At 37.5% G+C, this 23,966-nt stretch carries 19 protein-coding genes and 1 pseudogene; 5 read left to right on the top strand and 15 right to left on the bottom strand.

What is annotated here, in order from left to right:
- Window positions 1-6: 6 nt before the first annotated feature.
- From QDN89_RS08415 to QDN89_RS08395, 5 genes are all read right to left on the bottom strand, one after another.
- A complete protein-coding gene (locus QDN89_RS08415; protein WP_280769667.1) occupies window positions 7-888 on the bottom strand; it encodes a carbohydrate ABC transporter permease in 882 nt (293 codons plus the stop codon).
- A 78-nt stretch (window positions 889-966) separates the two neighbouring features.
- Entirely contained in the window at window positions 967-2,316 is a 1,350-nt protein-coding gene (locus QDN89_RS08410) for an extracellular solute-binding protein (RefSeq protein WP_280769666.1), read from the bottom strand.
- A 117-nt stretch (window positions 2,317-2,433) separates the two neighbouring features.
- Window positions 2,434-3,222, bottom strand: a complete 789-nt coding sequence (locus QDN89_RS08405; RefSeq protein WP_280769665.1) for a response regulator transcription factor — start codon at window positions 3,220-3,222, stop codon at window positions 2,434-2,436.
- A complete protein-coding gene (locus tag QDN89_RS08400; RefSeq protein WP_280769664.1) occupies window positions 3,219-4,994 on the bottom strand; it encodes a sensor histidine kinase in 1,776 nt (591 codons plus the stop codon). The genes QDN89_RS08405 and QDN89_RS08400 overlap by 4 nt, the downstream gene beginning before the upstream one ends.
- A gap of 448 nt (window positions 4,995-5,442) precedes the next feature.
- Complete coding sequence (locus tag QDN89_RS08395) at window positions 5,443-6,600, bottom strand: ROK family transcriptional regulator (RefSeq protein WP_280769663.1); 1,158 nt, start codon at window positions 6,598-6,600, stop codon at window positions 5,443-5,445.
- Between the two features lie 188 nt (window positions 6,601-6,788).
- On the opposite strand from QDN89_RS08395, the gene xylA reads away from it, so the two are divergent.
- Window positions 6,789-8,102, top strand: coding sequence for a xylose isomerase (xylA, locus tag QDN89_RS08390; protein WP_280769662.1), 1,314 nt, complete (start codon window positions 6,789-6,791; stop codon window positions 8,100-8,102).
- A gap of 66 nt (window positions 8,103-8,168) precedes the next feature.
- Window positions 8,169-9,665, top strand: coding sequence for a xylulokinase (xylB, locus tag QDN89_RS08385; RefSeq protein WP_280769661.1), 1,497 nt, complete (start codon window positions 8,169-8,171; stop codon window positions 9,663-9,665).
- Between the two features lie 70 nt (window positions 9,666-9,735).
- Here xylB and htpG read toward each other — a convergent pair whose 3' ends face one another.
- Together htpG and mscL are read right to left on the bottom strand one after the other, a co-directional pair.
- Complete coding sequence (htpG, locus tag QDN89_RS08380; protein WP_280769660.1) at window positions 9,736-11,622, bottom strand: molecular chaperone HtpG; 1,887 nt, start codon at window positions 11,620-11,622, stop codon at window positions 9,736-9,738.
- 275 nt (window positions 11,623-11,897) lie between these two features.
- Entirely contained in the window at window positions 11,898-12,389 is a 492-nt protein-coding gene (mscL, locus tag QDN89_RS08375) for a large conductance mechanosensitive channel protein MscL (protein ID WP_280769659.1), read from the bottom strand.
- Between the two features lie 688 nt (window positions 12,390-13,077).
- Between mscL and QDN89_RS08370 the strand changes: the two genes are divergently transcribed.
- Both QDN89_RS08370 and QDN89_RS08365 read left to right on the top strand, forming a co-directional pair.
- Window positions 13,078-13,446 (top strand): hypothetical protein, encoded by a 369-nt coding sequence (locus QDN89_RS08370; protein ID WP_280769658.1) that lies wholly within the window; start codon window positions 13,078-13,080, stop codon window positions 13,444-13,446.
- The gene (locus QDN89_RS08365) at window positions 13,443-14,039 is read left to right on the top strand and encodes a hypothetical protein (RefSeq protein ID WP_280769657.1); all 597 of its coding nucleotides are present in this window, start codon (window positions 13,443-13,445) and stop codon (window positions 14,037-14,039) included. Before QDN89_RS08370 ends, QDN89_RS08365 begins: the two co-directional genes overlap by 4 nt.
- A 45-nt stretch (window positions 14,040-14,084) precedes the next feature.
- Here QDN89_RS08365 and QDN89_RS08360 read toward each other — a convergent pair whose 3' ends face one another.
- The 3 genes from QDN89_RS08360 to QDN89_RS08350 all read right to left on the bottom strand — a co-directional run bounded on the left by QDN89_RS08360 (window position 14,085) and on the right by QDN89_RS08350 (window position 16,748).
- On the bottom strand, window positions 14,085-15,491 hold the full coding sequence (locus QDN89_RS08360) for a C40 family peptidase (RefSeq protein WP_280769656.1): 1,407 nt from the start codon (window positions 15,489-15,491) through the stop codon (window positions 14,085-14,087).
- Between the two features lie 153 nt (window positions 15,492-15,644).
- Window positions 15,645-15,800, bottom strand: coding sequence for a hypothetical protein (locus QDN89_RS08355; protein ID WP_280769655.1), 156 nt, complete (start codon window positions 15,798-15,800; stop codon window positions 15,645-15,647).
- An 18-nt stretch (window positions 15,801-15,818) separates the two neighbouring features.
- On the bottom strand, window positions 15,819-16,748 hold the full coding sequence (locus tag QDN89_RS08350; RefSeq protein WP_280769654.1) for an HD domain-containing phosphohydrolase: 930 nt from the start codon (window positions 16,746-16,748) through the stop codon (window positions 15,819-15,821).
- 245 nt (window positions 16,749-16,993) lie between these two features.
- Here QDN89_RS08350 and QDN89_RS08345 point away from each other — a divergent pair, with 245 nt between their 5' ends.
- The gene (locus tag QDN89_RS08345) at window positions 16,994-18,043 is read left to right on the top strand and encodes a M42 family metallopeptidase (RefSeq protein WP_280769653.1); all 1,050 of its coding nucleotides are present in this window, start codon (window positions 16,994-16,996) and stop codon (window positions 18,041-18,043) included.
- A gap of 87 nt (window positions 18,044-18,130) precedes the next feature.
- Here QDN89_RS08345 and QDN89_RS08340 read toward each other — a convergent pair whose 3' ends face one another.
- The 5 genes and pseudogenes from QDN89_RS08340 to QDN89_RS08320 all read right to left on the bottom strand — a co-directional run.
- Window positions 18,131-19,588 (bottom strand): aldehyde dehydrogenase family protein, encoded by a 1,458-nt coding sequence (locus QDN89_RS08340; RefSeq protein WP_280769652.1) that lies wholly within the window; start codon window positions 19,586-19,588, stop codon window positions 18,131-18,133.
- A gap of 190 nt (window positions 19,589-19,778) precedes the next feature.
- Window positions 19,779-20,696 carry a DUF7916 family protein gene (locus QDN89_RS08335; protein ID WP_280769651.1) on the bottom strand — a complete coding sequence of 306 codons (918 nt, stop codon included), beginning with the start codon at window positions 20,694-20,696 and terminating at the stop codon, window positions 19,779-19,781.
- Window positions 20,697-20,790: 94 nt separating this feature from the next.
- Window positions 20,791-22,155, bottom strand: coding sequence for an N-acetylglucosamine-specific PTS transporter subunit IIBC (nagE, locus tag QDN89_RS08330; RefSeq protein WP_280769650.1), 1,365 nt, complete (start codon window positions 22,153-22,155; stop codon window positions 20,791-20,793).
- Window positions 22,156-22,648: 493 nt separating this feature from the next.
- Window positions 22,649-23,170, bottom strand: a complete 522-nt coding sequence (locus QDN89_RS08325; RefSeq protein WP_280769649.1) for a hypothetical protein — start codon at window positions 23,168-23,170, stop codon at window positions 22,649-22,651.
- A 231-nt stretch (window positions 23,171-23,401) separates the two neighbouring features.
- A pseudogene (locus QDN89_RS08320) lies at window positions 23,402-23,671 on the bottom strand (Crp/Fnr family transcriptional regulator); the annotation flags it as partial.
- Window positions 23,672-23,966 lie beyond the last annotated feature (295 nt).

The following is a 23,966-nucleotide window of genomic DNA, read 5'->3' as shown; positions in this document are numbered from 1 at the left end:
CCTTTTTTAATACTGGACATTATCGTCTTTTGAAGCTGTTAGTTTTCGGATAAAGTAGGTAACTAGTAGTATCAACACTAATAAGAAGAAACCTATAGCACTACCATAACCAAAATCATTGGTACGGAAAGCCAATTTGTACATGTAGGATGCCATCACTTCACTGGCACCGCTAGGACCGCCGTCTGTCATAACATAAATAAGGTCGAAATACTTTAACGATCCAATGACCGCGAGCACAATTGTTACTTTAATGATGCCTGAAATAAGCGGTAGTTTAATTTTATACGCGATTTGCAGCGGTGTGGCTCCATCAATTTTTGCTGCTTCAACAAGTTCTTTAGGGATATTTTTTAACGCAGCATAGTAAATGATGATATAAAAGCCTGCATATTGCCATAAAATTGGTACAAAGATTGCAAATAGGACGATATTTGTATCAGAAAGCCATAGTGGTGGGTTATCGATGCCAATAGACATTAAAAATCGGTTCATTACCCCATTTGATGGATGATAAATGCGCATCCAAAGTTGTGCAATTGCTACAGAAGAAAGCAACATTGGAATCAAATATACTTTTCGGAAAATATCAGCACCACGAATATTTGCGGATAGTACAACAGATACTGCAAGGTAAATAATGAGACTTAAAACAGAGAAGACAGCAAGAAGTAATGAGTGATAAGCACTTCTCCAAAACATACTATCCGTCATTAATACACGATAGTTTTCCAACCCTATAAACGTCATCTGACCTATGCCATCCCAGTCCATTAAACCGTAATATCCAGTTAAAACGATTGGAACATAAATGAGTACGAGAATAAGCATAAGAGCAGGAAGCGTGTAGAGGGCGATGATCATTTTATCTGACATTATTTTATTCATTATTAGCTCCCCTTTCTGCGATGTGTAAACATACGAAAGGGCATAGCCTCTGCGAAGTTATGCCCTTCCTTACTGGTATTAGTCTTCAGCAGAAAGCGCTTCTTCATGTTCTTTGGCAAAGTCCTCAGGTGATACTTCACCTCCGAACAATGTTTGAATCATATTAAGGTGAGTTTCTGCCACAGCGGGGCTCATCTGCACATCAGCAAATAACGTAATATCAGATGCATTGTTTAATTCGTCGAGAACTTCAATAAATAGGTCAGGAAGATCTACTTGACTCGTATCAACCTGAGTTCCGGGGATTACTCCCGCTTCCTCTACAGAAATCTTGTCCCATTCCTGAACGAAGTATTTAACAAATTCTTTTGCTTCGTCTTTGACATCAGAGTTTTCAGCAACGAAAAGACCGACCCCAGGTCCACCTACCCAGCTGTTAATATCGCCTTCTCCGCCTTCAACAACAGGAAACTTAAAGAAGCCTACGTTATCACGGAATTCCTGAGAAACTTCTTCATTCGTCGTATAGTTTGGAAGATCCCATGAGCCGATTAAGTACATTGCGGCATTACTGTTCATAAACTCTGACTTAGCTTCTTGATCTGAGAGGCCGTTGAGCCCACGGATAAATGCTTCACGGTCGACCATATCTTGAATTTTTTCCGCAGCTTCTATTAAACGTTCATCTTCAAATGAACCACTGCGATCGATGGCAGAATTGAGAGCGTCAGCGCCACCGATTCTATCAGCTAAATACATGTACCAAAGGGAACCGGTCCAACGATCACGGTTACCAAGAGCAATTGGAGCTATATCATTTTCAACAAATGTATCAATGACATGAAGAAAATCATCATATGTTTCAGGAACTTCAAGTCCGTATTCCTCAAACATTGCTTGATTGTAAAAAACAGGTGCAATGTTTAATTCTAATGGAAGAGCATAAGAGTTTCCGTTCATTTCGTAAGCTTCGAGTGTACCAGTGACAAAGTCATCACGAAGCCCATCATCGAGAATGTCATCTAGTGGAGTGAACATTTCCCCATTTACGTAAGGCTCCATAAATCCTGCTGGCCATGTCATGCCGACATCTGGAAGTTGATTTGATGAAGATATGACTTGCAGTTTATTCTTATATTGCTCGTTCTCCAGAAGTTCCAGTTCAACCGTGATGTGAGGATTTATTTCTTCAAACTCATCAATAATCTGATTGACGACTTTGTTATAAATATCTAAACTACCCCATGGCCATAAGTGCATGAAATCAAGAGTGACCTCTTCTTTAGGTTCTTCGTTGACGTTATGTTCCGAGTCTGTTGCACCTGTAGCTTCATTTTCATCATTAGAATTTCCACCGCCACATGCGGCTAACGTGACTAGAGAGGCGATTGATAATGCTAATAATCCTTTAAACGCTTTCTTTTCCATTCGTTGTTTCCCCCTTAACTTAGTTTAGTGAATGAGTATAACTTAATGATAAAGGAAAGAAAGCGTTATCATAAGGTGGTTTTGATTGGTTTAAATACCACTTTGATTAGGTTTCTTTTACTCAATTAAGGAAGATTGTCCGTTTTTTCTATACTCTGATGGGGTCATCTGTACATTTGATTTAAAGATCTTTACAAAATATTTTGCTGTTTGATAGCCTGTTTTTTCAGCAATATGAGCAATGGTTTCATTTGTTGATAATAGAAGATGTTTGGCATATTGAAGTTTTTTACGGGTGACGTAATCACTGAATGTCATTCCGACTTGCTCTTTGAAATGGACACTAAGATAACTTGCATTTAAATGGACGGCATTTGCCGCATCTTTGATGGTGATTTTTTCATGTAAGTGATCGTCTACATAATTCATCACTTGCTGAGCGGCTTCGGAGTAATCGGAAGTATCTGATTCTGCTTTTTGTAGAGTTTGATCAATAGCCCTATTTACTTTTCCGTAACGCGTTTGTTCTTCTATAATATTCAGAGCTTGCTCTACAGCTTGAATTAGTTTTTCTTTTTGTACTGGTTTTAATAAATAATTGATCACCCCTAACTCTAAAGCTTGATGAGCGTAATCAAACTCGGAATAAGCTGAGATGACAATAAAAACAAGGTGAGGATTATTCTGTTTTAATGATTGAATTAGCTCTAATCCGGTTTTCTCTGGCATACGAATATCTGTAATTAATAGATCAATATGAGAAGCAGTGATAACGTGTTGAGCCTCTTTGGCATTCGCTGCTGTCTGTATGTCTATAAAAAGCGAAGGAGTTGACTCTAATGTTCGTTTTACACCCAATCGAGAGCGAGGTTCATCATCAACAATAAGAATGTTCTTTTTTGTCATGACTGTTTTCCTCCTTTCATAATAGGAACCACTAAAGTAACCGTTGTACCTTTCTGGATTTCACTCTCAATCGAAATAGAAGCATCAGGATAGTCTAAATAAGAAAGATCCATCCGTTGTTGAATATTAGACATAGCAATTCCCATCCCCTTTTTGGATGTAAGTGACACGGTTCTAGTTTTCATAGAAGAAACAAGAGCTTCAAGGGCTTCTTCATCCATTCCTATCCCACTATCTTGAATAGAAATAAAGGCATAGTGTGGATTTTTAGGATAAATGCCGGCTTCTATTTTAATTTCACCTCTTTCAGGTTTTTGGCCAATGCCATGTAAAATAGCATTTTCTACGATTGGTTGGATTAGAAGTTTAGGTATAATTATTTCAGCGACATTATCTGGAATCTCAATCGACCAAGTTAACTGCTCACCAAACCTTAATTTCATGATTTGTAAGTAACGTTCAATATGCAACACTTCTTCATTTAAGAGAACCCAATCCTCTCCTTTGACATCACTAATCGTATATCGAAACAACTCAGACATAGCAATGACGATATCGGCACTTTCTTCATTTTTTTCATCTAGTGACCAATAAAGAGCTTCTAATGTATTAAAAAGAAAATGCGGATTTATTTGAGCTTGTAAAGCTTTTAATTCTGCTCGGTTTCGTGTTAATTCTTCTTCATAAACAACTTTAATTAAATGATTTGTCGTTTCAACCATTTTATTATACGTATCGTTTAATTCCGTTAACTCGACAGAGGAGGTTATCTTTGGTGATGGCTTTAATGCACCGAGTTGACCGAATCTCATCGCTTTTGTCAAGCGTTGGATTGGATCAGTAATGAATGTAGATAAACTATAACTTGCTAAAGCAAAAATGATAAAACCTAAGCCACCAGCTATGACAATCGCTGTTCCTATCCCAGTAATACCTTCTAGAAGAGTGTTCACGGGAGAGTAGATAATAAGAGTGAATTGGTTATGAGTAGACGTTCGACTGACCCGGATAAATTCCTGACCCTCAATGGTTACTGTTCGTCCATCATTAGTCAGATCGATGGTATCTAACGTTTCATAGGGGATGTTTGACGTAATATAATGTCCTTCTTGGTCTTGTAATAACACAAAGTCACTCGATGGTTCGGATGTTGAATATTGCCTTCTAAGATCGAAATAGTTTTTATTAATTTTTGTAATTAAATACCCCCCGTGAGAAAAGTTTCGGTCCAACAAGTTGATTTTTTTGATGGTCACAAACGAATCTTCATCGAACGGATCTTCACCAGCCCAAACAAGTCGCCCATTTTCTTCTATTGCAACATTGATCCAATGAGGATCAATCCGAGCAGGGAGAGAAAGTTCATTTAATGGAAAGAGGCGAGTGTAATCTGTGAAATATAATTCAAAGGAAGACATGCCAGTCGTATAAGCTTGATAGCTATTAATGATTTGATTCATTGATTGTCGTTCATTAAAGGTAACAGCTTCTTGATTAATCGTCTTGTAAAGGAGACTTTGAACAAAAGGATCGGTACCAATTTGACTCGTAATCAGTTCTATTTGTTCATACTGAGAATTGACTCTATTAAGCGTTTCTGTTGCTGTTTGCTCTATTTGTACTTCTGCATTTTTATTTAAAATATCTGTGACGAGATTAAAAGTGATAAGACCAACAAAAAAAAGGACAACCGTCATGACTATCGTGAAGATAATTAATATTTGATTTCTTAACGTATTCCATTTACGCCAATTCAAATTCATCTTAAACATAGTAAGTCCCCCAACAGTGTTGATTCTTATTAGCTATAAGTTGTTACACATCTCTGATCTTATGTAGCCAAAAACGATGTTTTTGATCATTTTCCATGTCGGAATTTAAATATAGTAATAAAAAACCTCTATTACGGGTTCATGGTAATGTTGAAGAATATTTTCCCCTATGTCGAATGAAAATGGTGTTCCATATATTCGAGCGAAAGGCAAGAATCTAGAACCCTCATTGTTACGTTTTAATTTCAGACTATTCAGACTAGTGAGAGGGAAAGAAAGCGGTACCTGTAAATCGTTCAGATACCGCTACAAGAATATATTGTGAAGGGGATTCACAAAGAAAAAAGTTAGTTCATTGAATGAACTTATTTTACTAATAGTTTATGTCAGTTTGAAAGCGATGTCAATAGTAGATAAATCGATAGGGGAGCTACTTTGTAGCGCCCCCTTATAAAAATTGTCTATTTAAAAATCCATCGATCGAAAAAGCGGACATACCAAGTGCTGAAGAATAAGGATGTAAACTAGTAAATTGAATGTCTACCGAACTTTCCATAAATGAAATGGTTTGGTTGGACACAACATCAACAATAGAAGGGAGTAATAGATCTTTTGCTTTTGATAACCTATTCCCAATGATCACTTTTTCAGGATTGAAAGTATTGATTATATTATTAATTCCGACCCCTAATTGAGTGCCAACTTCCTCAAATAAATGACGGATAGTGTCATCATGGTTAGCAAGTTGTATCAAATCTTCAAGGGAAGCGGTTTCTGTATTTTTTGAAAGTTCCTTATAGCGATCAAGGAGTGCCATTTCAGACGCGTAAAGTTCCCAACATCCTTTACTTCCACAACGGCATGATGCTCCATGTCGTTCAATGATCATATGACCCATTTCTCCAGTGAAACCGTGTGCTCCTCGATAAAGTTGGTTGTTTAAAATGAGACCTACACCAATACCAATCCCGGCACTAACGTAAATGGCATGATCTACATGTTTTGCAGAGCCAAAGGATTTCTCCCCATAAGCCCCTGCATTTGCTTCGTTTTCAATATTTACTGGGACTTGATAGATGTCTTCGAATATTTTTTTTATCTGTGGTTCATGCCAATCTAAATTAGGAGTAGCTAAAATATCCCCTTTTGAGTTTACTAAACCAGGAATAGCAAAACCGATACCAACGAGACCATACGGTGTTTCATCCCCTTTTCGAACGAGGTAATCAATCATTTCTTGCATTTCATCGATTGTTCCTTCTAAGTTATTTGTGTTAAAGGAATGAAGCACTTCGTTTACGACAGTTCCTTGAAGGTCAGTTAAAATACCTAAAAGATAGTTTACTCCAATATCAATGCTTACTGTGAAACCTGCTTTTTCATTGAATTGAAGCATGAGAGGGCGACGACCGCCACTGGATTGACCTAATCCTGTTTGATAACAGTAGTTTCCATCAATAAGTTCATCCACAAGGGTGGAAACAGTCGCTTTCGTTAATCCTAGTTTTTGTGCTAGCGCAGCTCTAGAAATGGGATGATCTTTTTTTATTGTCTGTAAAAGTAACAGTTTGTTGCTCATTTTTACACTATATTGATAACTAGACATAGTAATCTCCTTTTCAAATGGTTCTGTAATCATTCTGTGGTGACTTTGCTAGAGTTGTAAATAAGTCTCTCTCCTTAGTTTATCCATCTTCTAAACTACTTACAATAAATAAACTTAGTTTATTCAATGGACAAACTAAGTTTAACTTGATACAATACATTTATCAAATACTCCTAGGAGGTTATATCATGGCATATTTCAAAAATATTTCTGCAATACAGTATGAAGGGGCTCAATCGGAAAATCCTTTTGCGTTTAAGTATTACAATCCAAAAGAGAAGATTGGTAATCAAACGATGGAAGAAATTTTACGATATGGGATCGCTTACTGGCACACATTTACTGGAGATGGTGGCGACCCTTTTGGCGCTGGAACGGCAAAACGCCCGTGGGATCACTTGACTGGAATGGACCAAGCGAAAGCACGAGTAGATGCGGCGTTTGAGTTTTTTGAGAAAATGAATGCTCCATTTTTCTGTTTTCACGATATTGATGTAGCACCAGAAGGAAGTACGCTTCGAGAGTCGAATAAGAATCTTGATGAAATTGTCGCAATGATAAAAGATTATATGAAGACAAGCAATACAAAACTTCTTTGGAACACAGCGAATATGTTTACACACCCTCGGTTTACTCACGGAGCGGGAACTTCTAGTCACGCAGATGTATACGCTTACGCAGCAGCGAAGGTGAAGAAGGGGTTAGAAGTTGGGAAAGAATTAGGTGCGGAAAACTACGTTTTTTGGGGCGGTCGCGAAGGGTATGAAACGCTTTTGAATACGGATATGAAACTTGAGTTAGATAATTTGGCGAAATTTTATCATATGGGATTAGATTATGCGAAAGAAATTGGCTTTGATGCACAGTTCTTAATTGAGCCGAAGCCAAAAGAACCAACAACGCATCAATATGACTTTGATGTGGCAACGGCGACATCGTTTCTTTATCAGTATGGGTTGCAAGATCATTTCAAGTTTAACATTGAAGCAAATCATGCCACATTAGCTGGTCATACGTTTGAACATGAGCTTCGAACAGCACGTGAAAGTGGGATGCTTGGTTCGGTTGATGCCAATCAAGGAGACTTATTGCTCGGCTGGGATACAGATGAATTTCCAACAGATTTATATGCAACAACACTTGCGATGTACGAAATTCTTAAAAATGGAGGCCTAGGTCGTGGAGGGTTAAACTTTGATGCGAAAGTGCGTCGCGGTTCTTTTGAAGCAGATGATCTCTTCCATGCACACGTAGCTGGAATGGACGCTTTTGCAGTAGGACTTCGAGTAGCTCAGAAAATGATTGATGACCAATTCTTTGAAAAAATTGCCGCTGATCGTTATAGCACATTTAAGTCTGGGATTGGTGAAAAAATTGTTTCAGGCAAAACAAACTTCAAAGAATTAGAAAGTCATGCGTTGGATCTTGGAGAAATAGATGTGAAATCGGGTCAGTTAGAAAAGATTAAAGCACGGATCAATCAATATTTATTGAATGTATAAACGTTAAATCATGCGAATAGCGCTTGTCGCTATTCGCATCACGTATATTAAGGGAGGTTACTAATCATGAGTAGGTATGTCATAGGAGTCGATTTAGGGACAAGTGCCGTGAAGTTGTTATTAGTGAATCGTAAAGGGGAAGTGGTGGAGGAAGTATCCAAAGATTATCCCCTTTATCACGACGAGCCAGGATACAGCGAACAAGATCCGGAAGATTGGGTGCATGAAACAATAGCAGGATTAAAAGAATTAACCGATCGATTGGAAGATCCTAGTGCCATTGAAGGGATGAGCTTTTCAGGACAAATGCACGGTCTTGTTTTATTAGGAGAAGACTTAAAGCCTTTAAGAAAAGCCATTCTTTGGAATGATACAAGAACAACGGCACAATGTCGACAGATTGAAGCAAATGTAGGTTTAGATAAACTTCATGAAATTACGAAGAATCCCGCATTAGAAGGATTCACGTTACCAAAACTTATGTGGGTGAAAGAACACGAGAAGGCGTTATTTGAAAAGGCTAAAACATTTGTTTTACCAAAAGATTATCTTCGTTATCGTTTAACTAGCGAAATTCATATGGACTATTCAGATGCAGCGGGAACGCTTCTTCTAAATATAGCGAAAAAAAAATGGAGCGAAGAAATGTGTTCGATGAACGGCATCCCATCGATTCTTTGTCCACCGCTCGTTCCATCTCATGAACAAGTAGGGAAGATAACAGAAAGGATAGCGGAGGAAACTGGTCTTCCAATTACGTGCGAAGTGTTTGCTGGCGGAGCGGATAATGCTTGTGGGGCAATCGGTGCGGGTATATTAGAAGAAGGTGTGACGTTAAGTAGCACTGGGACTTCCGGTGTTGTTTTATCTTATGAAGAAACAGGGGATAAAGATTTTGCGGGGAAAGTTCATTACTTTAATCACGGAGAAGAAGCGGCATTTTATACAATGGGTGTCACATTGGCTGCGGGATATAGTTTAAGTTGGTTTAAAGATGTTTTTGCCAAAGAGACGTTGTTTGAAGACTTAATTAGGGAAGCGGAAGAATCTTCTGTTGGTTCAAAAGGATTATTATTTACACCATATATTGTTGGGGAAAGAACTCCTCATGCAGATGCAACGATTCGAGGGAGTTTTATTGGAGCTCATGCAGGACATACAAGAGGAGATTTTACTCGATCTGTCATCGAAGGCATAACATTTTCATTAAATGAAACGGTGGAAACATTTCGGAACAAAGGAAAAACGATCAACAAAGTGGTTGCGATCGGGGGAGGTGCAAAAAGTGCACTTTGGCTACAAATACAGGCAGATATCTACAATGCACAAGTGGTGACGTTAAAAAGTGAACAAGGACCTGGCATGGGAGCTGCAATGCTTGCTGCATTTGGACTGGGTTGGTATGACTCATTAAAAAGTTGTGCGGATGATTTTGTTTCTGAAAGCAGTGTTTATGAACCAATTCGAGAAAATGTAGAAAGGTACGCTAAGCTATTTAAACTATATCAAAAAGTATATGGAGCCACAAAAGAACTAAGTGGAGAGTTAGCAGAGTATAGGTGATTTAATATTGTATTCATAGTTAAATATACACATATAAAAACCCCTGACGAATCTGTCAGGGGTAAAATCGTTATTCCATCACTTTGCACATATCATTCGTAAATTCGACTGGATCTTCTAATGGAAGTCCTTCGATTAACAAAGCTTGGCTGTATAATAACGATGTATATAATTTAAGTTTTTCTTTATCTCCATCATATGCTTGTTTTAATGATTGGAAGACGTTGTGATTTTGATTGATTTCAAGCACTTTATCTGCTTTTACGTTCTGGTTTTCAGGCATAGACTGGAGGATTTTCTCCATTTCAATCGTCACTTCCCCTTCTGTTGTTAAGCAAACAGGGTGAGACTTCAATCGTTTAGAAATACGTACATCTTTGATCTTATCTCCAAGGATGTCTTTCATTTCTTTAAAGAGATCTTTGTTTTCATCGGCTGTTTTTTCATCTTCTTCTGTTTTGTCATCGTCAGAATCGATGCCCAAGTCACCACTTGAAACAGATTTGAACTCTTTTTCTTTATAGTCGCGCATCATTTTAATCGCAAATTCATCTACATCTTCTGTGAAGTAGAGGATTTCATACCCTTTGTCAGAAACCATTTCCGTTTGTGGAAGCTTCTCAATACGAGCGTAAGATTCCCCTGTTGCATAGTATATATATTTTTGGTCTTCAGGCATTCGCGACACATACTCGTCAAGTGTGACCAGTTTCTTCTCTGTAGAAGAGTAGAACATAAGTAAGTCTTGCAAGTCCCCTTTGTTACTTCCGAAGTCCGTGTAAACACCGTACTTTAATTGGCGGCCAAAAGACTCGAAGAATGTCACATATTTATCGCGATCTTCTTTCAATAACGACTGAAGTTGCGATTTGATTTTTGATTTAATATTTTTAGCGATCATCTTCAACTGGCGATCGTGCTGCAGTATTTCCCGAGAGATATTTAACGACAGATCTTCGGAATCAACCATGCCTTTGACAAAGCCGAAGTAATCAGGCAACAAGTCCGAACATTTATCCATGATCAAAACGCCACTAGAGTACAATTCGAGGCCTTTTTCAAATTCTTTCGAATAATAATCAAATGGGACCGTTTCAGGTATAAACAAGATCGCATTATAGCGAATCGTACCGTCGACATTAATATGAATATGTTTTAATGGCTTATCAAAGCCATATCTCTTTTCATTATAAAAGTTTTCATAATCTTCGTCTTTTAATTCAGACTTGTTTTTACGCCAAATCGGCACCATACTATTGACCGTTTGTTCTTCTATCGTTTCTTCTGTTTCATTGTCTTCTGCATCTTCTTTTGGTTTATGAACAGTGACATCCATTTTAATTGGGTAACGAATGAAGTCAGAGTACTTCTTAATGATGGATTTCAACTGCTGTTCTTCTAAAAACTCATCATACGATTCTTCTTCTTGGTTTTCTTTCAGCTTGATGATAATCGTTGTACCAACGGAATCCTTTTCTGTTGGTTCGATGGTGTATCCGTCTGTACCGTTTGATTCCCACTCGAAAGCTTCTTCATTACCGAAAGCTTTACTAAGTACTTTTACCGAGTCAGCAACCATAAATGCTGAGTAAAAACCGACACCAAATTGTCCGATGATGTCATGTCCATCTTTGATTTCATTTTCCTTTTTAAATGCTAGAGAGCCACTTTCTGCAATCGTACCAAGGTTTTTCTCTAACTCTTCTTTCGTCATACCAATACCTGTGTCAACAATGGTTAGCGTTCTGTTTTCTTGATCAGCGCTAACCTTAATGTAGAAGTCGTCTTTGTCGAAATTGACGGAATCATCCGTTAGAGCTTTGTAATACATCTTATCGATGGCATCACTAGCATTTGAGATCAATTCTCTTATAAATATTTCTTTTTGTGAGTAGATCGAATTGACCATCATTTCCAAAAGCCGCTTCGATTCTGCTTTAAATTCTTTTTTCGCCATATTCACTACTCCTTCGTTTGGAAAAATATTGTCTTTTAGCACTCGCTGTATGAGAGTGCTAATTCTAATTATATTTTACTTATAATATTTTGCTTGTCAATGGGGAGTAGGATAAGAAATAGGAAGAATGTCAAAATGAAGGGGTTGTGGTAATAAAAAGGGAGGGAATGCAACAAGTTTGACACGAGTGCCACATGATAAGGTGGGAGCGGAACAAATGAGTCGCCGAACGCCACAAGTCTCAGCTTGAGCGTCACAACATAACCCACTCCCTGTTACTTTCTACCTCGAATGCGAACGAGAGTATCAGTACTGGATCTTTTATCTTGGATATTTTCAATGGAAGAGGTACATTTAGGGCACCGCATAGCTCTTGAAGGAATATCAGAATAGCAGAAGAGACATGTTTTAACTTTTGTTGACTCAATAGATGATTTTCTTAACTTCACCATTTGAATAATAACAAGGTAGGAAGCAAATGCAATGATGACAAAATGGATAATTGTTTCAATAAAAGTACCATAATTTACAGTTACAGCTCCTGCAGCTTCTGCTTCAGAAAGGGTCTGATAGTTGCCTCCTGTTAAGTTTATGTACAAATTAGAGAAATCTACTTTTCCTAACAATAGACCAAGAGGAGGCATCAATATATCAGAAACAAATGATGTAACGATACTTCCGAAAGCGGCTCCTATGATCAAACCAATCCCCATATCAACGACCGTTCCTCTGATAGCAAATTCTTTAAACCCCTGGAAGAAACTCATGGAACGTCCTCCTCTTTCTTAGATAGATTTTTAATCTAAATCAGTATATGAGGTTGTCCGAACAAAATATGCTAAACGAGTTCTGTAACTATAGACTCGTGCATCGTTGTAAAATAAGCAGAATCAAACTTGTCATTTATCTTAATTATTGAAATCACATTTTTTATCCTACTTACCTCCAATTTCAATTCACTATATAGAACAAGAGCGTTTTGATAATAGCTTTGTTGTCGTTCCATGTTAATTTTAAAATCCTCTAATGAAACGCTTCCTTAATGTTCTCTAACTTTAAAGAAGCGTTATTTTTCAAAATCAAAAACAGCATTTGGCGAAGCACTAATAATAAACGGAAAACTGATAATATTGGAGGTATAACGATATAATCAACGGATTTTGTTCGTTATAACAAAATATAGACTGAATTTCAGACTTTCCAATTAATAAGGTGAGACACTATAATTTCATTATATTGCAGAATAAAGTAACTTTTTGTTGCTTTTATATTTATCAGCTTTAAACTACTATAGTAATAGAAGAAAATGGGATATGACCGAATTATCTTACTGCTTTGTGACGTAAGGTGGGGGAGGAAACGCTTATTTTTTCTGGAAATATTCTTTCTACTCTTGATTTATGGTATAAAAAGAATGGATGTAATTATAAATGAACTTTGTGGGAGGTAAGGAATGTGGAAGTAGTTATGATCGTAGCGTTGGCCGTGGCAGCTGTGGGAATATTTGCATTTTCATTTGTTACAAAAGATGAGAACTCTGAGGTAGATAGGAAGATTGAGAACTTTTCTATCACTTTAATGAAAGAATTGTATCAAGTGAATAAAAAAGTAGATATGTTAGAGAATAAAGTATTTCATAACGATAAAGAAAAAGAATTTGTCAATGCATTGACCGCTGAAGATGCGATTAATAAGCAAATCGCTAAAATGACAGAAGATGGTCATTCACCTGAAGAGATTAGCAAAGTACTAGATATAGCAAAAGAAGATATAGAGGCGCATTTAGCCTATTCAGAAGAAAAAAGTGAGGTTGTGTCTGGATGAAGAAATCAGATTTGCGGAGTTTATCCGGAGGAATCTTGGTTGCTACATTAGTCCTTTCCCCGTTTATACTTTTTGGTGATGATGAAGGTCAAGCTGATGAAGAAAAATCAGAAATCGAACAAGTTGATCATATAGAAGATAATGAAACAGAATCAGAAGTAACTGATCAAGATATTCAAGCTTATATTGAAGCTGAAGGGCTGTTCATTGTTTCAGAATCTGAATATGATTCTTTGAAAGAAGGTTCATCTGATATTGAACTAGTGAAAGCAGAATTAGAAGAGACAAAAGAAGAGTTAGAAGAACAAAAAGAAGCTGCTCAACTTGCCGCTGACGAATTAGAAGAATTACAAGAGCAAGAGGATGAGTCTTCTTCTGATGGAGATACGATTCATCAACTCTATTTAGTAATAGGGTCAGGGATGAGCAGTGGTGAAATTGCTATTATACTTGAAGATGCAAATATAATTAATGATGCAGCTGATTTCCGTCAACATATTGAAGATGAAGATTTAATCATGTCGATAAAGACAGGAAATTATATGCTGGATAGCTCCATGTCCATCAGAGAAATTGCTGATATCATATCGTAATGATACCCCCCCATGCAACCCTATACGTTGGGAGAGTGGGGGGGGTTAATATCGTTTTGCTCCAACGTATTTATCTGAAAAGAAATCACCATGATCTAAGTGGCGAGTCGTGACACCAGATGATTCTGTAGCAATGATAAATTGGTCATGTCCAATGTAAATACCCGGAAGGAGATTTCCTCCACTTTCGAAAAAGACGATATCTTCTGGCTCCAAATCCTCACGATTGACTTCGGTACCACTATTCTGAATATCACGAGAATTATCGGGTAATACTTGCCCACGACTTTTTTCGAATACATACGTTACGAATCCTGTTGTATTAAACCCGTCTTCCGGGGTACTTCCACCTGACTTAAATGGCGTGGTTAAATAGCTAGCCGCCTCTTGTACAAGAGGTGCTTCATCGTTCAAGCTCATGTTATCAAATCGCTTCACACCGGTAAATGCATCTTTCCAATAATCGTTTAAAAAAGAAATTTGTGTCATGTCTTCCGTTCGACTGGAGTGAATCATATAGTTGTTGCCAACGTAAATTCCTGCATGAGTGATCTCTCCTTCCTCACGATCACTTGTTTCCACATCAACATCCGAAAAATAAAGCACATCTCCTGGTCTCAAGTCTTCTTCAGGAATATCATCGCCTACTTTATATTGGTCTATCGTCACTCTAGGTAAATAAACATCCATCGTTTCTCTGAAAACTTCTTGAATGAAAAAGGAACAATCAAAAGCTTCTAGTGAATTTCCACCGAATTCGTAAGGTGTTCCTAAATAATTCATGGATTCACTTACGATAGGATGATCATGATTGCTATACGAACTAGGGTGAAGAGCGGTCATTTCTTCTTTTGTTAATCGTTTTGCACCTATGTAGTTATCGCCCCAGAAACTGTCGTTCTCCAAGGGAAGAACCGCAATCCCTTCGCTTTCTGTTGCTGTCATGAATTCATTGTTGCCTATATAAATTCCTGACATAAGTGTACTAGCTTCAAAAAATACAACATCGCCTTCTTGAAGGAAATCATTACCGACCTTTTCTCCTAATTCCTTTTGATGGCCGGCAATTCTCGGCATTCGAATACCTGTCGCTTCTTCATATACATATTGTACAAAACCGGATGAATTGAATCCTTCTTCTGGATCTTTTCCCCCTGATTCATAGAGGGTGCTTTCTAAATTTTCAGCGGTCTTGATAAATTCCTCAATGGAAAAATCAAAGTCTGAGTCGATAATTCCGTCGCTCACTGGTTCCGTATCGATGTCATATCCAAATGGTTGACTATCGTTTGATATTTCTCCTACTGTTTCTGTTGATTCGATATCATTATTTTCATTGTCAGAATCATCGCCTGATCCGAAAGCATTAGTTAAAATAAGGATAGCGAAGATAATCCCAATAATCATAAGGGCTGTCAGAGGATCAAATAGTCTCTTTTTCTGTTTTCCCATTAAATAAATCCCCCTTCATTTGTACTACGTTGACTCACAGTTTATGGTAGATAAAGGGTATTGTAAATAGGTATCGTGAAATTATCATCGTTGTTCACATGAAAAAAATCAGAGTAAAATAAAAAAACAGCAGGGATCCTGCTGTTAAAAAGATTAATCCATTTTTATCGGTTTTGAAAAAGTGCTAAAAGAGCTGTCTACTACGGAAATTTTAGTTTCTTTTACTGGTTTAGTATCTGATGCGCCAACAACTCCTGTTCCTACGGATAGCATCGCAACTAGAGCAACGACTGTAAGTAATTTTTTCATATGAATTCACCTCCCTTTTTAGTTACTTTCTAAAATAGATAAAAAGGTATCAACAACATCTGGGTGGTATTTAATAGCTCGAAGTTGTTTTATTTCAGAAATTGCACTGTCTTTTGTTCGCCCTTTTTGGTAGACTCGGTCGCTTGTGATGGCATCATAGGAATCAACAAGACCCACGATAGCAGCTTCTAGACAAATTTGTTCTTTTTCGAGACCTTTAGGATAACCACTACCATCATACCTTTCATGATGTTGAGCAACTACTTCGGATGCTAATATTAAGTGAGGAATATTTGTTTTTAGTAGAATGTCTGCACCGAATTGCGTATGATTCTTCATCACTTTCCATTCTTCTTCAGTCAGTTTTCCAGGTTTTAATAATATTGATTCAGGGACTTTTATTTTGCCTATATCGTGTAGGATAGCACCAAAATGCAATTTTTGCAGCGATACAGAATTTAACCCCATTGATTCGCCTACAAGCATAGAGAGGTGTTTTATTCTTGTACAGTGTTCTGCAGTATAGCCATCTTTTTTTTCAATATCAATGGCTAATAATTCTAATTCTTTTGTATCACTAAAATAATGATGGAATACAGGTCTTGATGAAGTGTATAAGAATTCGGAATCTTCTACTGCAGTTAATACTAAATGCTCACTGACGGGTTGGCCAGCAATAATATCTCCTGGTACTAGAAGAGTTTCTTCTTTTGTTGTGTGTAATTTCATTTTTCCAGATAAAATATAAACAGATTCTAATAAGTTTATATGATCATCATCTGGACTCATGCCCCACCTTGCACCAGATTTTAATATCTGATGAATAATTTCGGTGCCGTCATGTGAACTCAAAAGGGAAGTAATTGAATTTTTAGTAGAAACAGTTTGCAGTGCTTCGCCTTTTTTTAGAATAAGTAAAGGTGATTTGGCTGGTTTTTGAGAACTCACGAGTAGGCCTCCAAACTGGAAAGTATGTTCCGATATTCTTTTGTCTTCATTATAATCGAACACATTTGGTTATGTCGAACAATAATGATAATATACGCCAATTAAGAGGAAAGGCGCAGGACTATTCTTGTTATTTTAGGGAAAAATAGGGAAATTTTCTACACTATTATACTTATTCCTTTTTAGTGAAATCTTCAAACTCTGTTATAATTGACGTGGAATACATAAAAGTGAGGAGAGATAAAATGAGTTTGCCAAATGTAGATGAAACAATAGATGTGATTAAAAAGCTTGTAGAAATCCCTAGTCCGTCAGGGAATACGAATGAAGTGATCACTTTTGTTGAGAAATTACTTACAGATATGAATGTAGAGACGAAGCGAAATAGAAAAGGTGGACTGATCGCAACGATCCATGGCGAAAATACTAGTAAACATCGCATGTTAACGGCTCATGTTGATACGCTTGGAGCGATGGTGAAAGAAATCAAACCGAGTGGAAGATTGAAATTGGATCTGATCGGCGGTTTTAAATATAACGCGATTGAAGGCGAGTATTGTCAGATTGAAACCTCAACAGGTAATATCTTCAGCGGGACCATTTTGATGCATCAAACATCTGTTCATGTTTACAAAGATGCAGGAAAAGCAGAACGTAATCAATCAAACATGGAAGTTCGAATTGATGAGAAAGTCTCATCAGCCGAAGAAGTTCGAGAGTTAGGGATTGAAGTGGGTGACTTCGTATCGTTGGACCCTCGCGTACAAGTGTTGGACAATGGGTTTATTAAATCTCGGCACCTTGATGATAAGGCAAGTGTAGGTATTTTACTTGAACTGATCAAAAGTGTTAAAAATAACAACATTTCACTGCCAAATACGACACACTTCCTCATTTCAAATAACGAAGAAATTGGCTACGGTGGAAATTCGAATATTACACAGGAGACTGTTGAATACTTAGCAGTTGATATGGGAGCAATGGGCGATGGGCAATCCACTGACGAGTATACAGCTTCTATTTGTGTAAAGGATGCTAGTGGTCCTTACCATTACGCTCTTCGCAAAAATCTTGTTAAACTGGCTGAAGATAATGGTATAGGTTATAAGTTGGATATATATCCTTATTATGGATCTGATGCATCTGCAGCCATTCGTGCTGGGAATGATATTATTCATGGATTAATTGGACCAGGAATTGATTCTTCTCATGCATATGAACGAACGCATAAAGATTCCATTGATGAAACGACGAAACTTCTCTGGCATTATTTGCAAGCGGAAATGGTGGAATAATAAAGTTAACGAATGGTACCTGTTGTTAGGGTCAGTTATTAAATGAAATAACCAAGCCGAAGAATGACCTTCGGCTTGGTTATTTTGCTATTCAAAAAAAGGATATTGTCGTCGCTCTTTTTGAACGGATATCCATTTTTCTGTTGTGAATTTATTTAGAACCCACTCTCCTCCAAAGCGTCCAAGACCGGAATCTTTTTCACCACCGAAAGCCATATGAGCTTCATCATTGACTGGTTGGTCGTTGACGTGGACCATGCCGGACTCAATTTGCTGAGCAAGTTCTACACCTTTGTGAAGATCACTTGTATGAACAGCACCGCTTAAACCATAAGGGAGTTCGTTTGCGATCCGTATCGCTTCTTCCTCTGTTTTAAAAGAAAGGATAGGTGCTACTGGACCGAAAATTTCATTTTTAGCAATTGGCATGTCATTGGTGACATTCGTTAAGATGGTTGGATGAATGAGGTTTCCGTCAACTTCAGGCTTTATTAGTATTTTCGCACCTTGTTTGATCGATTCCTCCACATCTGATTGAATTCGCTCAACTTGAGAGTTGTTAATCAATGGTCCGATGACTGTTTTTTCGTCTGATGGGTCACCAGCAGCAAGAGTTTCTACTTTCTTTTTAAACAATTCAACGAACGAATCATGGACGTTCTGATTAACAAGGATACGGTTGATGCTCATGCAAATTTGACCTTGATGCATAAATTTACCGAAGGCTGCAGATTCCGCTGCCGCTTCAAGGTCAGCATCTTCTGTGACAATGAGAACGTTATTTCCTCCTAGTTCAAGTGCTGTTTCTTTTATATGTTCACCTGCCTGTTTGGCAATATGTCGCCCAACTTCGGTTGAACCAGTGAACGAAATGACTTTTGGGATAGGGTGCTGAACGAACGCATCACCGATTTCTGAACCACGACCAGCGATGACGTTGATTACACCATTTGGTGCCCCTGCTTCTTCAAATATATCGGCGATAAGTGTCCCAGCAGTGACGATCGTGTCTGACGCAGGTTTCAAAACGACAGTGTTTCCTGTTGCAATGGCTGGCGCAACAGATCTCATCGATAAATGAAAAGGGAAGTTCCAAGGACCAATGATTCCGATGACGCCTTTTGCATTTTTGTAAACGAAATTCTCTTTTCCAGGAATATCCGAAGCCATTATTTGTCCTTTCATTCGGTAAGGAAAAGAAGCAGATTCTTTAATAATTCGTTGTGCTACGCTGAGTTCCAGTTCAGCTTTGATGTGCGTACTTCCTGATTCTTTAACGAGCCAGTTGATGATTTCTTCTTTTCTCTCATCGATAATCTGAGAAACACGGTCGAGAAGCTGTTGTTTTTCAGCTGGTAATGTCTTCGCCCATGTTTGTTGTACGTCAGCAGCAGCTTGATATGCAGCGTCTAAATCTTTATCCGATGCTGAATTCATTTCAAAAATTTCATCTTCATTGTATGGGTTGATATTTTTCAACGTTTTTTCACTAGATCCGTCTTTCCATTGTCCGTTTATATATTGTTTCGCGAAATTCTTTACCATAGTTGACTCCTCCTAAGTATTTAAAAGCTTCAATATATTACTTAGAGAGACCAATTCCCTTGTTTGAGGGACTTTCAAACATTGTTCGTCCAGTACTATCATTCGTGGAAAGCCGCGTTGTTCCAATAGGTTCTTTACAGTTGGGTTCGTTTGCTTTATTCTCTTTATAATTAAAAAAAATTATTTTCTCTCATCTTATAACCGAAGCCGCCATCCGAATATACGTATGTCGTTTCCCTCTAACTGTGATCGAATAGGTCATAATATTCTCAGGGATAGCTACACCTGTATAACCTGCGTCACCGATATGGTGAATATCTGCACCAGCCATCTTGTTATTTAAACCAATTTGACGGATGGTTGCTTCATCAGCACCTTCTTGGCTTGTTCCAATAGTAAGCATCGTCAGTGCTCCTTTTTTATGAGCGTAAGAGACCTTTTCTTGCATCGATGCTACGGAAATGCCAGGGACTGTTCCAGGTGCCGGTAATAGAAGAACATCTGCACCAGCTTCAATAAAGGAGGAGATCATATTTTTTGGAATCATGTCTGCCCCTTCTTCTCCTTCTACTCCAGAACTATGCATTTTGCCAGCGATGATCAATACATCACCATCTAGAATATTTTTTGCTCTTTCGATTGCTTTGACGATTTCATCATTACTAACACCAGTTTTTGGATTGCCTGTTAAGCATACGAAGTCAAACCCTAGCTGTTTAACCATTTTTAATGCATCAACAGATGCCGTTCGACCTTCTGAAATGGATTCCCGTTCATCTAACGACTTAGATTTAATATCAACAGGTTCCAAATTCAACCCAATTGGTCTCCCAGTTAGTTTTTTCAAATAAGGGATAAGTTCGCTGGATTCCACCCCAGTTAAGCTAGCAACGTTTGGATCAAAAACATCAAATAAATTCAGTAAAATGAGGTCTGCTCCAAAAGCGGCAACTAGTTCGGCATTTGTAATTTCATGAAAAAGTGGAGGAGCAGGGGAGACAACTTCGGCAAGGATGGTTCTGCCTTCGGATGCTTTAATGGCTTGCTTTAACTCATGGGATTTCATTGTTGAAAAATCAGATGCGCGACAATCTAATAAACGTTTCATTTCTATCACTCCCTCAATAGTTAAAAAGGAAGAAGCTACTAGTCTCAGCAGCTCCTTCTCTTAGATAGTTATTTATAAAATTAAACTAATCTACTTATAGTTTAGGTCTCATCGCATCTGCTACAAACTCTACATCTGTTCCAATAACAACTTGAATATCAGTAGAGTTAAGTTTCATGACACCTTTTGCTCCTGCTTTTTTCAAAGCTTTTTCGTCTACTTTATCCATATTTTTCACTTTCATTCGTAAACGAGTCACGCAGTTGTCGAGACTTTGAATGTTCTCTTTGCCACCTAATCCTTCTAAATAAAGCTGAGCTAAATTCTCATACTTTTCACCAGACTGAACAGGACGATCTTCAAATTCGTCATCCTCATCTTCACGACCTGGAGTTTTCAAGTCTAATGCTTTGATAAGGAAGTAGAAAACAACGAAGTAGATGACTGCATAAACGAGTCCTACTCCTGCGAGCAGTAATGGTCTGGTAGCTATACCAAAGTTTAGGAAATAGTCGATGGCTCCTGCAGAGAAACCAAAACCATGCAAGATCCCAAGAGCATTAGTAACAATCATAGATGTTGCAGTTAATAGTGCATGAACAACATATAATAGAGGGGATAGGAACATAAATGAGAATTCAATAGGTTCCGTGATCCCTGTTAAGAATGATGTAAAGGCGATACCGATCATCATACCTGCAACTGCTTTCCTTCGGTGTTCTTTTGCTGCTGCAATCATTGCTAAACATGCAGCTGGTAAAGCAAACATCATAATAGGGAAGAAACCAACCATAAATCTACCTGCTTCCGGATCTCCAGCAAAGAATCTGTTCAAGTCTCCAGTTGCTCCATTGAATTCACCAAATTCAAACCAAACAAGTGAGTTTAATACGTGGTGAAGACCAATTGGAATAAGTAGTCGATTTAAGAAACCGTAAACCCCTACCCCAACAGCACCAGAACCGATAATCCATTGTCCTAATGCATCAATTCCTTCTTGGACAGGTGGCCAAATAAATCCGAAGATGGCAGCAAAAATGATCATTGCTGCAGCGGTTACAATAGGAACAAAACGTCTTCCTCCAAAGAATCCGAGCCACTGAGGAAGTTGAATGTTGTGATATTTGTTGTAAAGCAAACCAGCGATAACCCCACTGAATATACCTCCAAGAAATGCCATATTAATGTCTGGATTAATCGCTTGTGTACCTTCTGTGAGTACGAAGAACCCAATCGCACCAGCTAAACCGGCAGCACCATTTCCATCTTTCGACATTCCAATAGCAACCCCGATTGCAAATAACAACGGAAGGTTATCAAATAGTGCGCCACCTGCTGCTGCCATAAATGGTATGTCGAGAACATCCTCAGCACCGAGTCTTAATAATAGTGCGGCAGCGGGTAAAGAGGCAATAGGAAGCATGAGTGCTTTACCAATACGTTGTAAAAAACCTAACATAGTGAACAACTCCTTTCATATTCTTAAAGTAGTGTAAATAGATAGAAATAAGGACAACTGAATAAGTACCAAATGATTATTTAACCTTATTGAAAAATCACCACCTTAATATAACTACGGTTATGTCAACGCTTTCTTTTAACTGAAAAAAATTTAAGTTTTATTTGCGTTGTTAAGTATATTTTAGCATCTAGAAGTAAAGATGTCTATACCAGTTTGAAGAGATAATTTACATATTATTAAATTGACATCCATATGAAATAAATATGAACCAAAAGCATATTTAGAAGAATAAAATAAGAGATGGGGGTACTTTTTTATTAAGAGTAAAAAGAAGATAGAAGAAAACGAAAAGGTGATATTCGCACATTTAAGAAAGGAGAGTAATCATTAACAGAGGAATGAATCACAGTAATTTCTGCTATATTGCAACTTGCATCTTATCGACTCAAAGAAAAGCAAGAAAAAACCGAACGGCATGCTCAGTCCTTTCTTAATAATAGTAGTTATCTTTCACAAAATTATTTCTTTGTTTGCCTTGTATTCTTAACTGACAATAATTAATTTTATTAATATTTCTTAATTTAGAAGAGTAATTTTTGATTAACAAATCTAACACAGTAACTTGTTTTTTAGGTGAGAGTTGATCTTTAGTGAAATTCATATAAATGGATCGTGGGGTTTGTTTTAATTCCTCTATTTCTGGTTTAATAAATGCCAAAACGCCAGGTGAAACGAAAGATTTATGTTGTGATAAATGTAGTTGCGTGTTTCGTTTATGTCGTTCTATTTCATAATCAAAAATGACACCATCACCCACCGATAGCAGTTCAGATACCCCTTTTAGACAAATAGGGCCTCGCATGACAAATATAATCGGATATTGAATCAAATGAAGGATGTTCATCTCTTTTTCTTCTGACAAGTTTGTCACAGGATAGGAAGTCAAATATACGTAATGAATGGAAGGGAATTTGACTATTGAACGTAAGTAATGCCTAAACTGACTAGCCATAAAAGTAACCTCCTTAAGTACCATACTACAAACTGTACATACTAAAGAACTATCAAAATTCATATATTTACAGTTATCATTACTATTATAATACCCATTATAGACTAAAAGTAACATAAATTTGAGGGGTAATTACTAGGTATTTTCTATTTATTTGTGAATAGTACATAAATGTATAGTTAATAAGACGCAAAAAAACCTTCAGCCCTAGGGGGAAGGTTTTAAAGTTTTCTATGCAACTCGTTTTTCATTAGTCGGTGTGAATTTGTCTTTAAACATTATGGAACGGATGTAAGGGATAACCCATCGGTCGCCACCGAATCGCCCTGCGTTATTACCTGCGATAATAATGAAGAACGTAAGTAGAATCAACCAAGGGTTTGAAGATACTGTGCCGGCAAACATAAATGCGAAATTCATTGATAGACCAAAGAATGCTGCCGCAGTTGTTAAAATACCTACGATCAATCCAATTCCAACAAGAACCTCTCCCCATGCAAGCCGTTGATCTTCCTCTTAACAAGAGAAAGAAATAAGCAATCAACGTTTTTTTCAGGATAGGAAAGTTAATGATAGTTTTAGAAATTTTTAATTTGCACTAAAAAAGTATATTATGAAAGGTGTTGGTCATGTTTTCTTACAAGGTGAGATGACATAATTATTAGAAAAAATTGATTATTGTCGTTGTTTTTTGGTATGATAGAAAACATTATCGGCTAAACTTATTTTTATATTGTGAGTGGGACAGGTTATGTCAAGGTGGACGCAGGTTGTCCCACTTATAATTTTTTCCTGA

The sequence above is a fragment of the Salipaludibacillus daqingensis genome, assembly GCF_029891575.1.
GTDB classification, from domain to species: Bacteria; Bacillota; Bacilli; order Bacillales; family Salisediminibacteriaceae; genus Salipaludibacillus; species Salipaludibacillus daqingensis.
This window is presented reverse-complemented; position numbering and strand designations above follow the sequence as displayed.

Bases quoted from the DNA above. Each gene is read 5' to 3' on its own strand.
- QDN89_RS08415 (WP_280769667.1), bottom strand. From the start codon at position 888: ATGAATAAAATAATGTCAGATAAAATGATCATCGCCCTCTACACGCTT.
- QDN89_RS08410 (WP_280769666.1), bottom strand. From the start codon at position 2,316: ATGGAAAAGAAAGCGTTTAAAGGATTATTAGCATTATCAATCGCCTCT.
- QDN89_RS08405 (WP_280769665.1), bottom strand. From the start codon at position 3,222: ATGACAAAAAAGAACATTCTTATTGTTGATGATGAACCTCGCTCTCGA.
- QDN89_RS08400 (WP_280769664.1), bottom strand. From the start codon at position 4,994: ATGTTTAAGATGAATTTGAATTGGCGTAAATGGAATACGTTAAGAAAT.
- QDN89_RS08395 (WP_280769663.1), bottom strand. From the start codon at position 6,600: ATGTCTAGTTATCAATATAGTGTAAAAATGAGCAACAAACTGTTACTT.
- xylA (WP_280769662.1), top strand. From the start codon at position 6,789: ATGGCATATTTCAAAAATATTTCTGCAATACAGTATGAAGGGGCTCAA.
- xylB (WP_280769661.1), top strand. From the start codon at position 8,169: ATGAGTAGGTATGTCATAGGAGTCGATTTAGGGACAAGTGCCGTGAAG.
- htpG (WP_280769660.1), bottom strand. From the start codon at position 11,622: ATGGCGAAAAAAGAATTTAAAGCAGAATCGAAGCGGCTTTTGGAAATG.
- mscL (WP_280769659.1), bottom strand. From the start codon at position 12,389: ATGAGTTTCTTCCAGGGGTTTAAAGAATTTGCTATCAGAGGAACGGTC.
- QDN89_RS08365 (WP_280769657.1), top strand. From the start codon at position 13,443: ATGAAGAAATCAGATTTGCGGAGTTTATCCGGAGGAATCTTGGTTGCT.
- QDN89_RS08360 (WP_280769656.1), bottom strand. From the start codon at position 15,491: ATGGGAAAACAGAAAAAGAGACTATTTGATCCTCTGACAGCCCTTATG.
- QDN89_RS08355 (WP_280769655.1), bottom strand. From the start codon at position 15,800: ATGAAAAAATTACTTACAGTCGTTGCTCTAGTTGCGATGCTATCCGTA.
- QDN89_RS08345 (WP_280769653.1), top strand. From the start codon at position 16,994: ATGAGTTTGCCAAATGTAGATGAAACAATAGATGTGATTAAAAAGCTT.
- QDN89_RS08340 (WP_280769652.1), bottom strand. From the start codon at position 19,588: ATGGTAAAGAATTTCGCGAAACAATATATAAACGGACAATGGAAAGAC.
- QDN89_RS08335 (WP_280769651.1), bottom strand. From the start codon at position 20,696: ATGAAACGTTTATTAGATTGTCGCGCATCTGATTTTTCAACAATGAAA.
- nagE (WP_280769650.1), bottom strand. From the start codon at position 22,155: ATGTTAGGTTTTTTACAACGTATTGGTAAAGCACTCATGCTTCCTATT.
- QDN89_RS08325 (WP_280769649.1), bottom strand. From the start codon at position 23,170: ATGGCTAGTCAGTTTAGGCATTACTTACGTTCAATAGTCAAATTCCCT.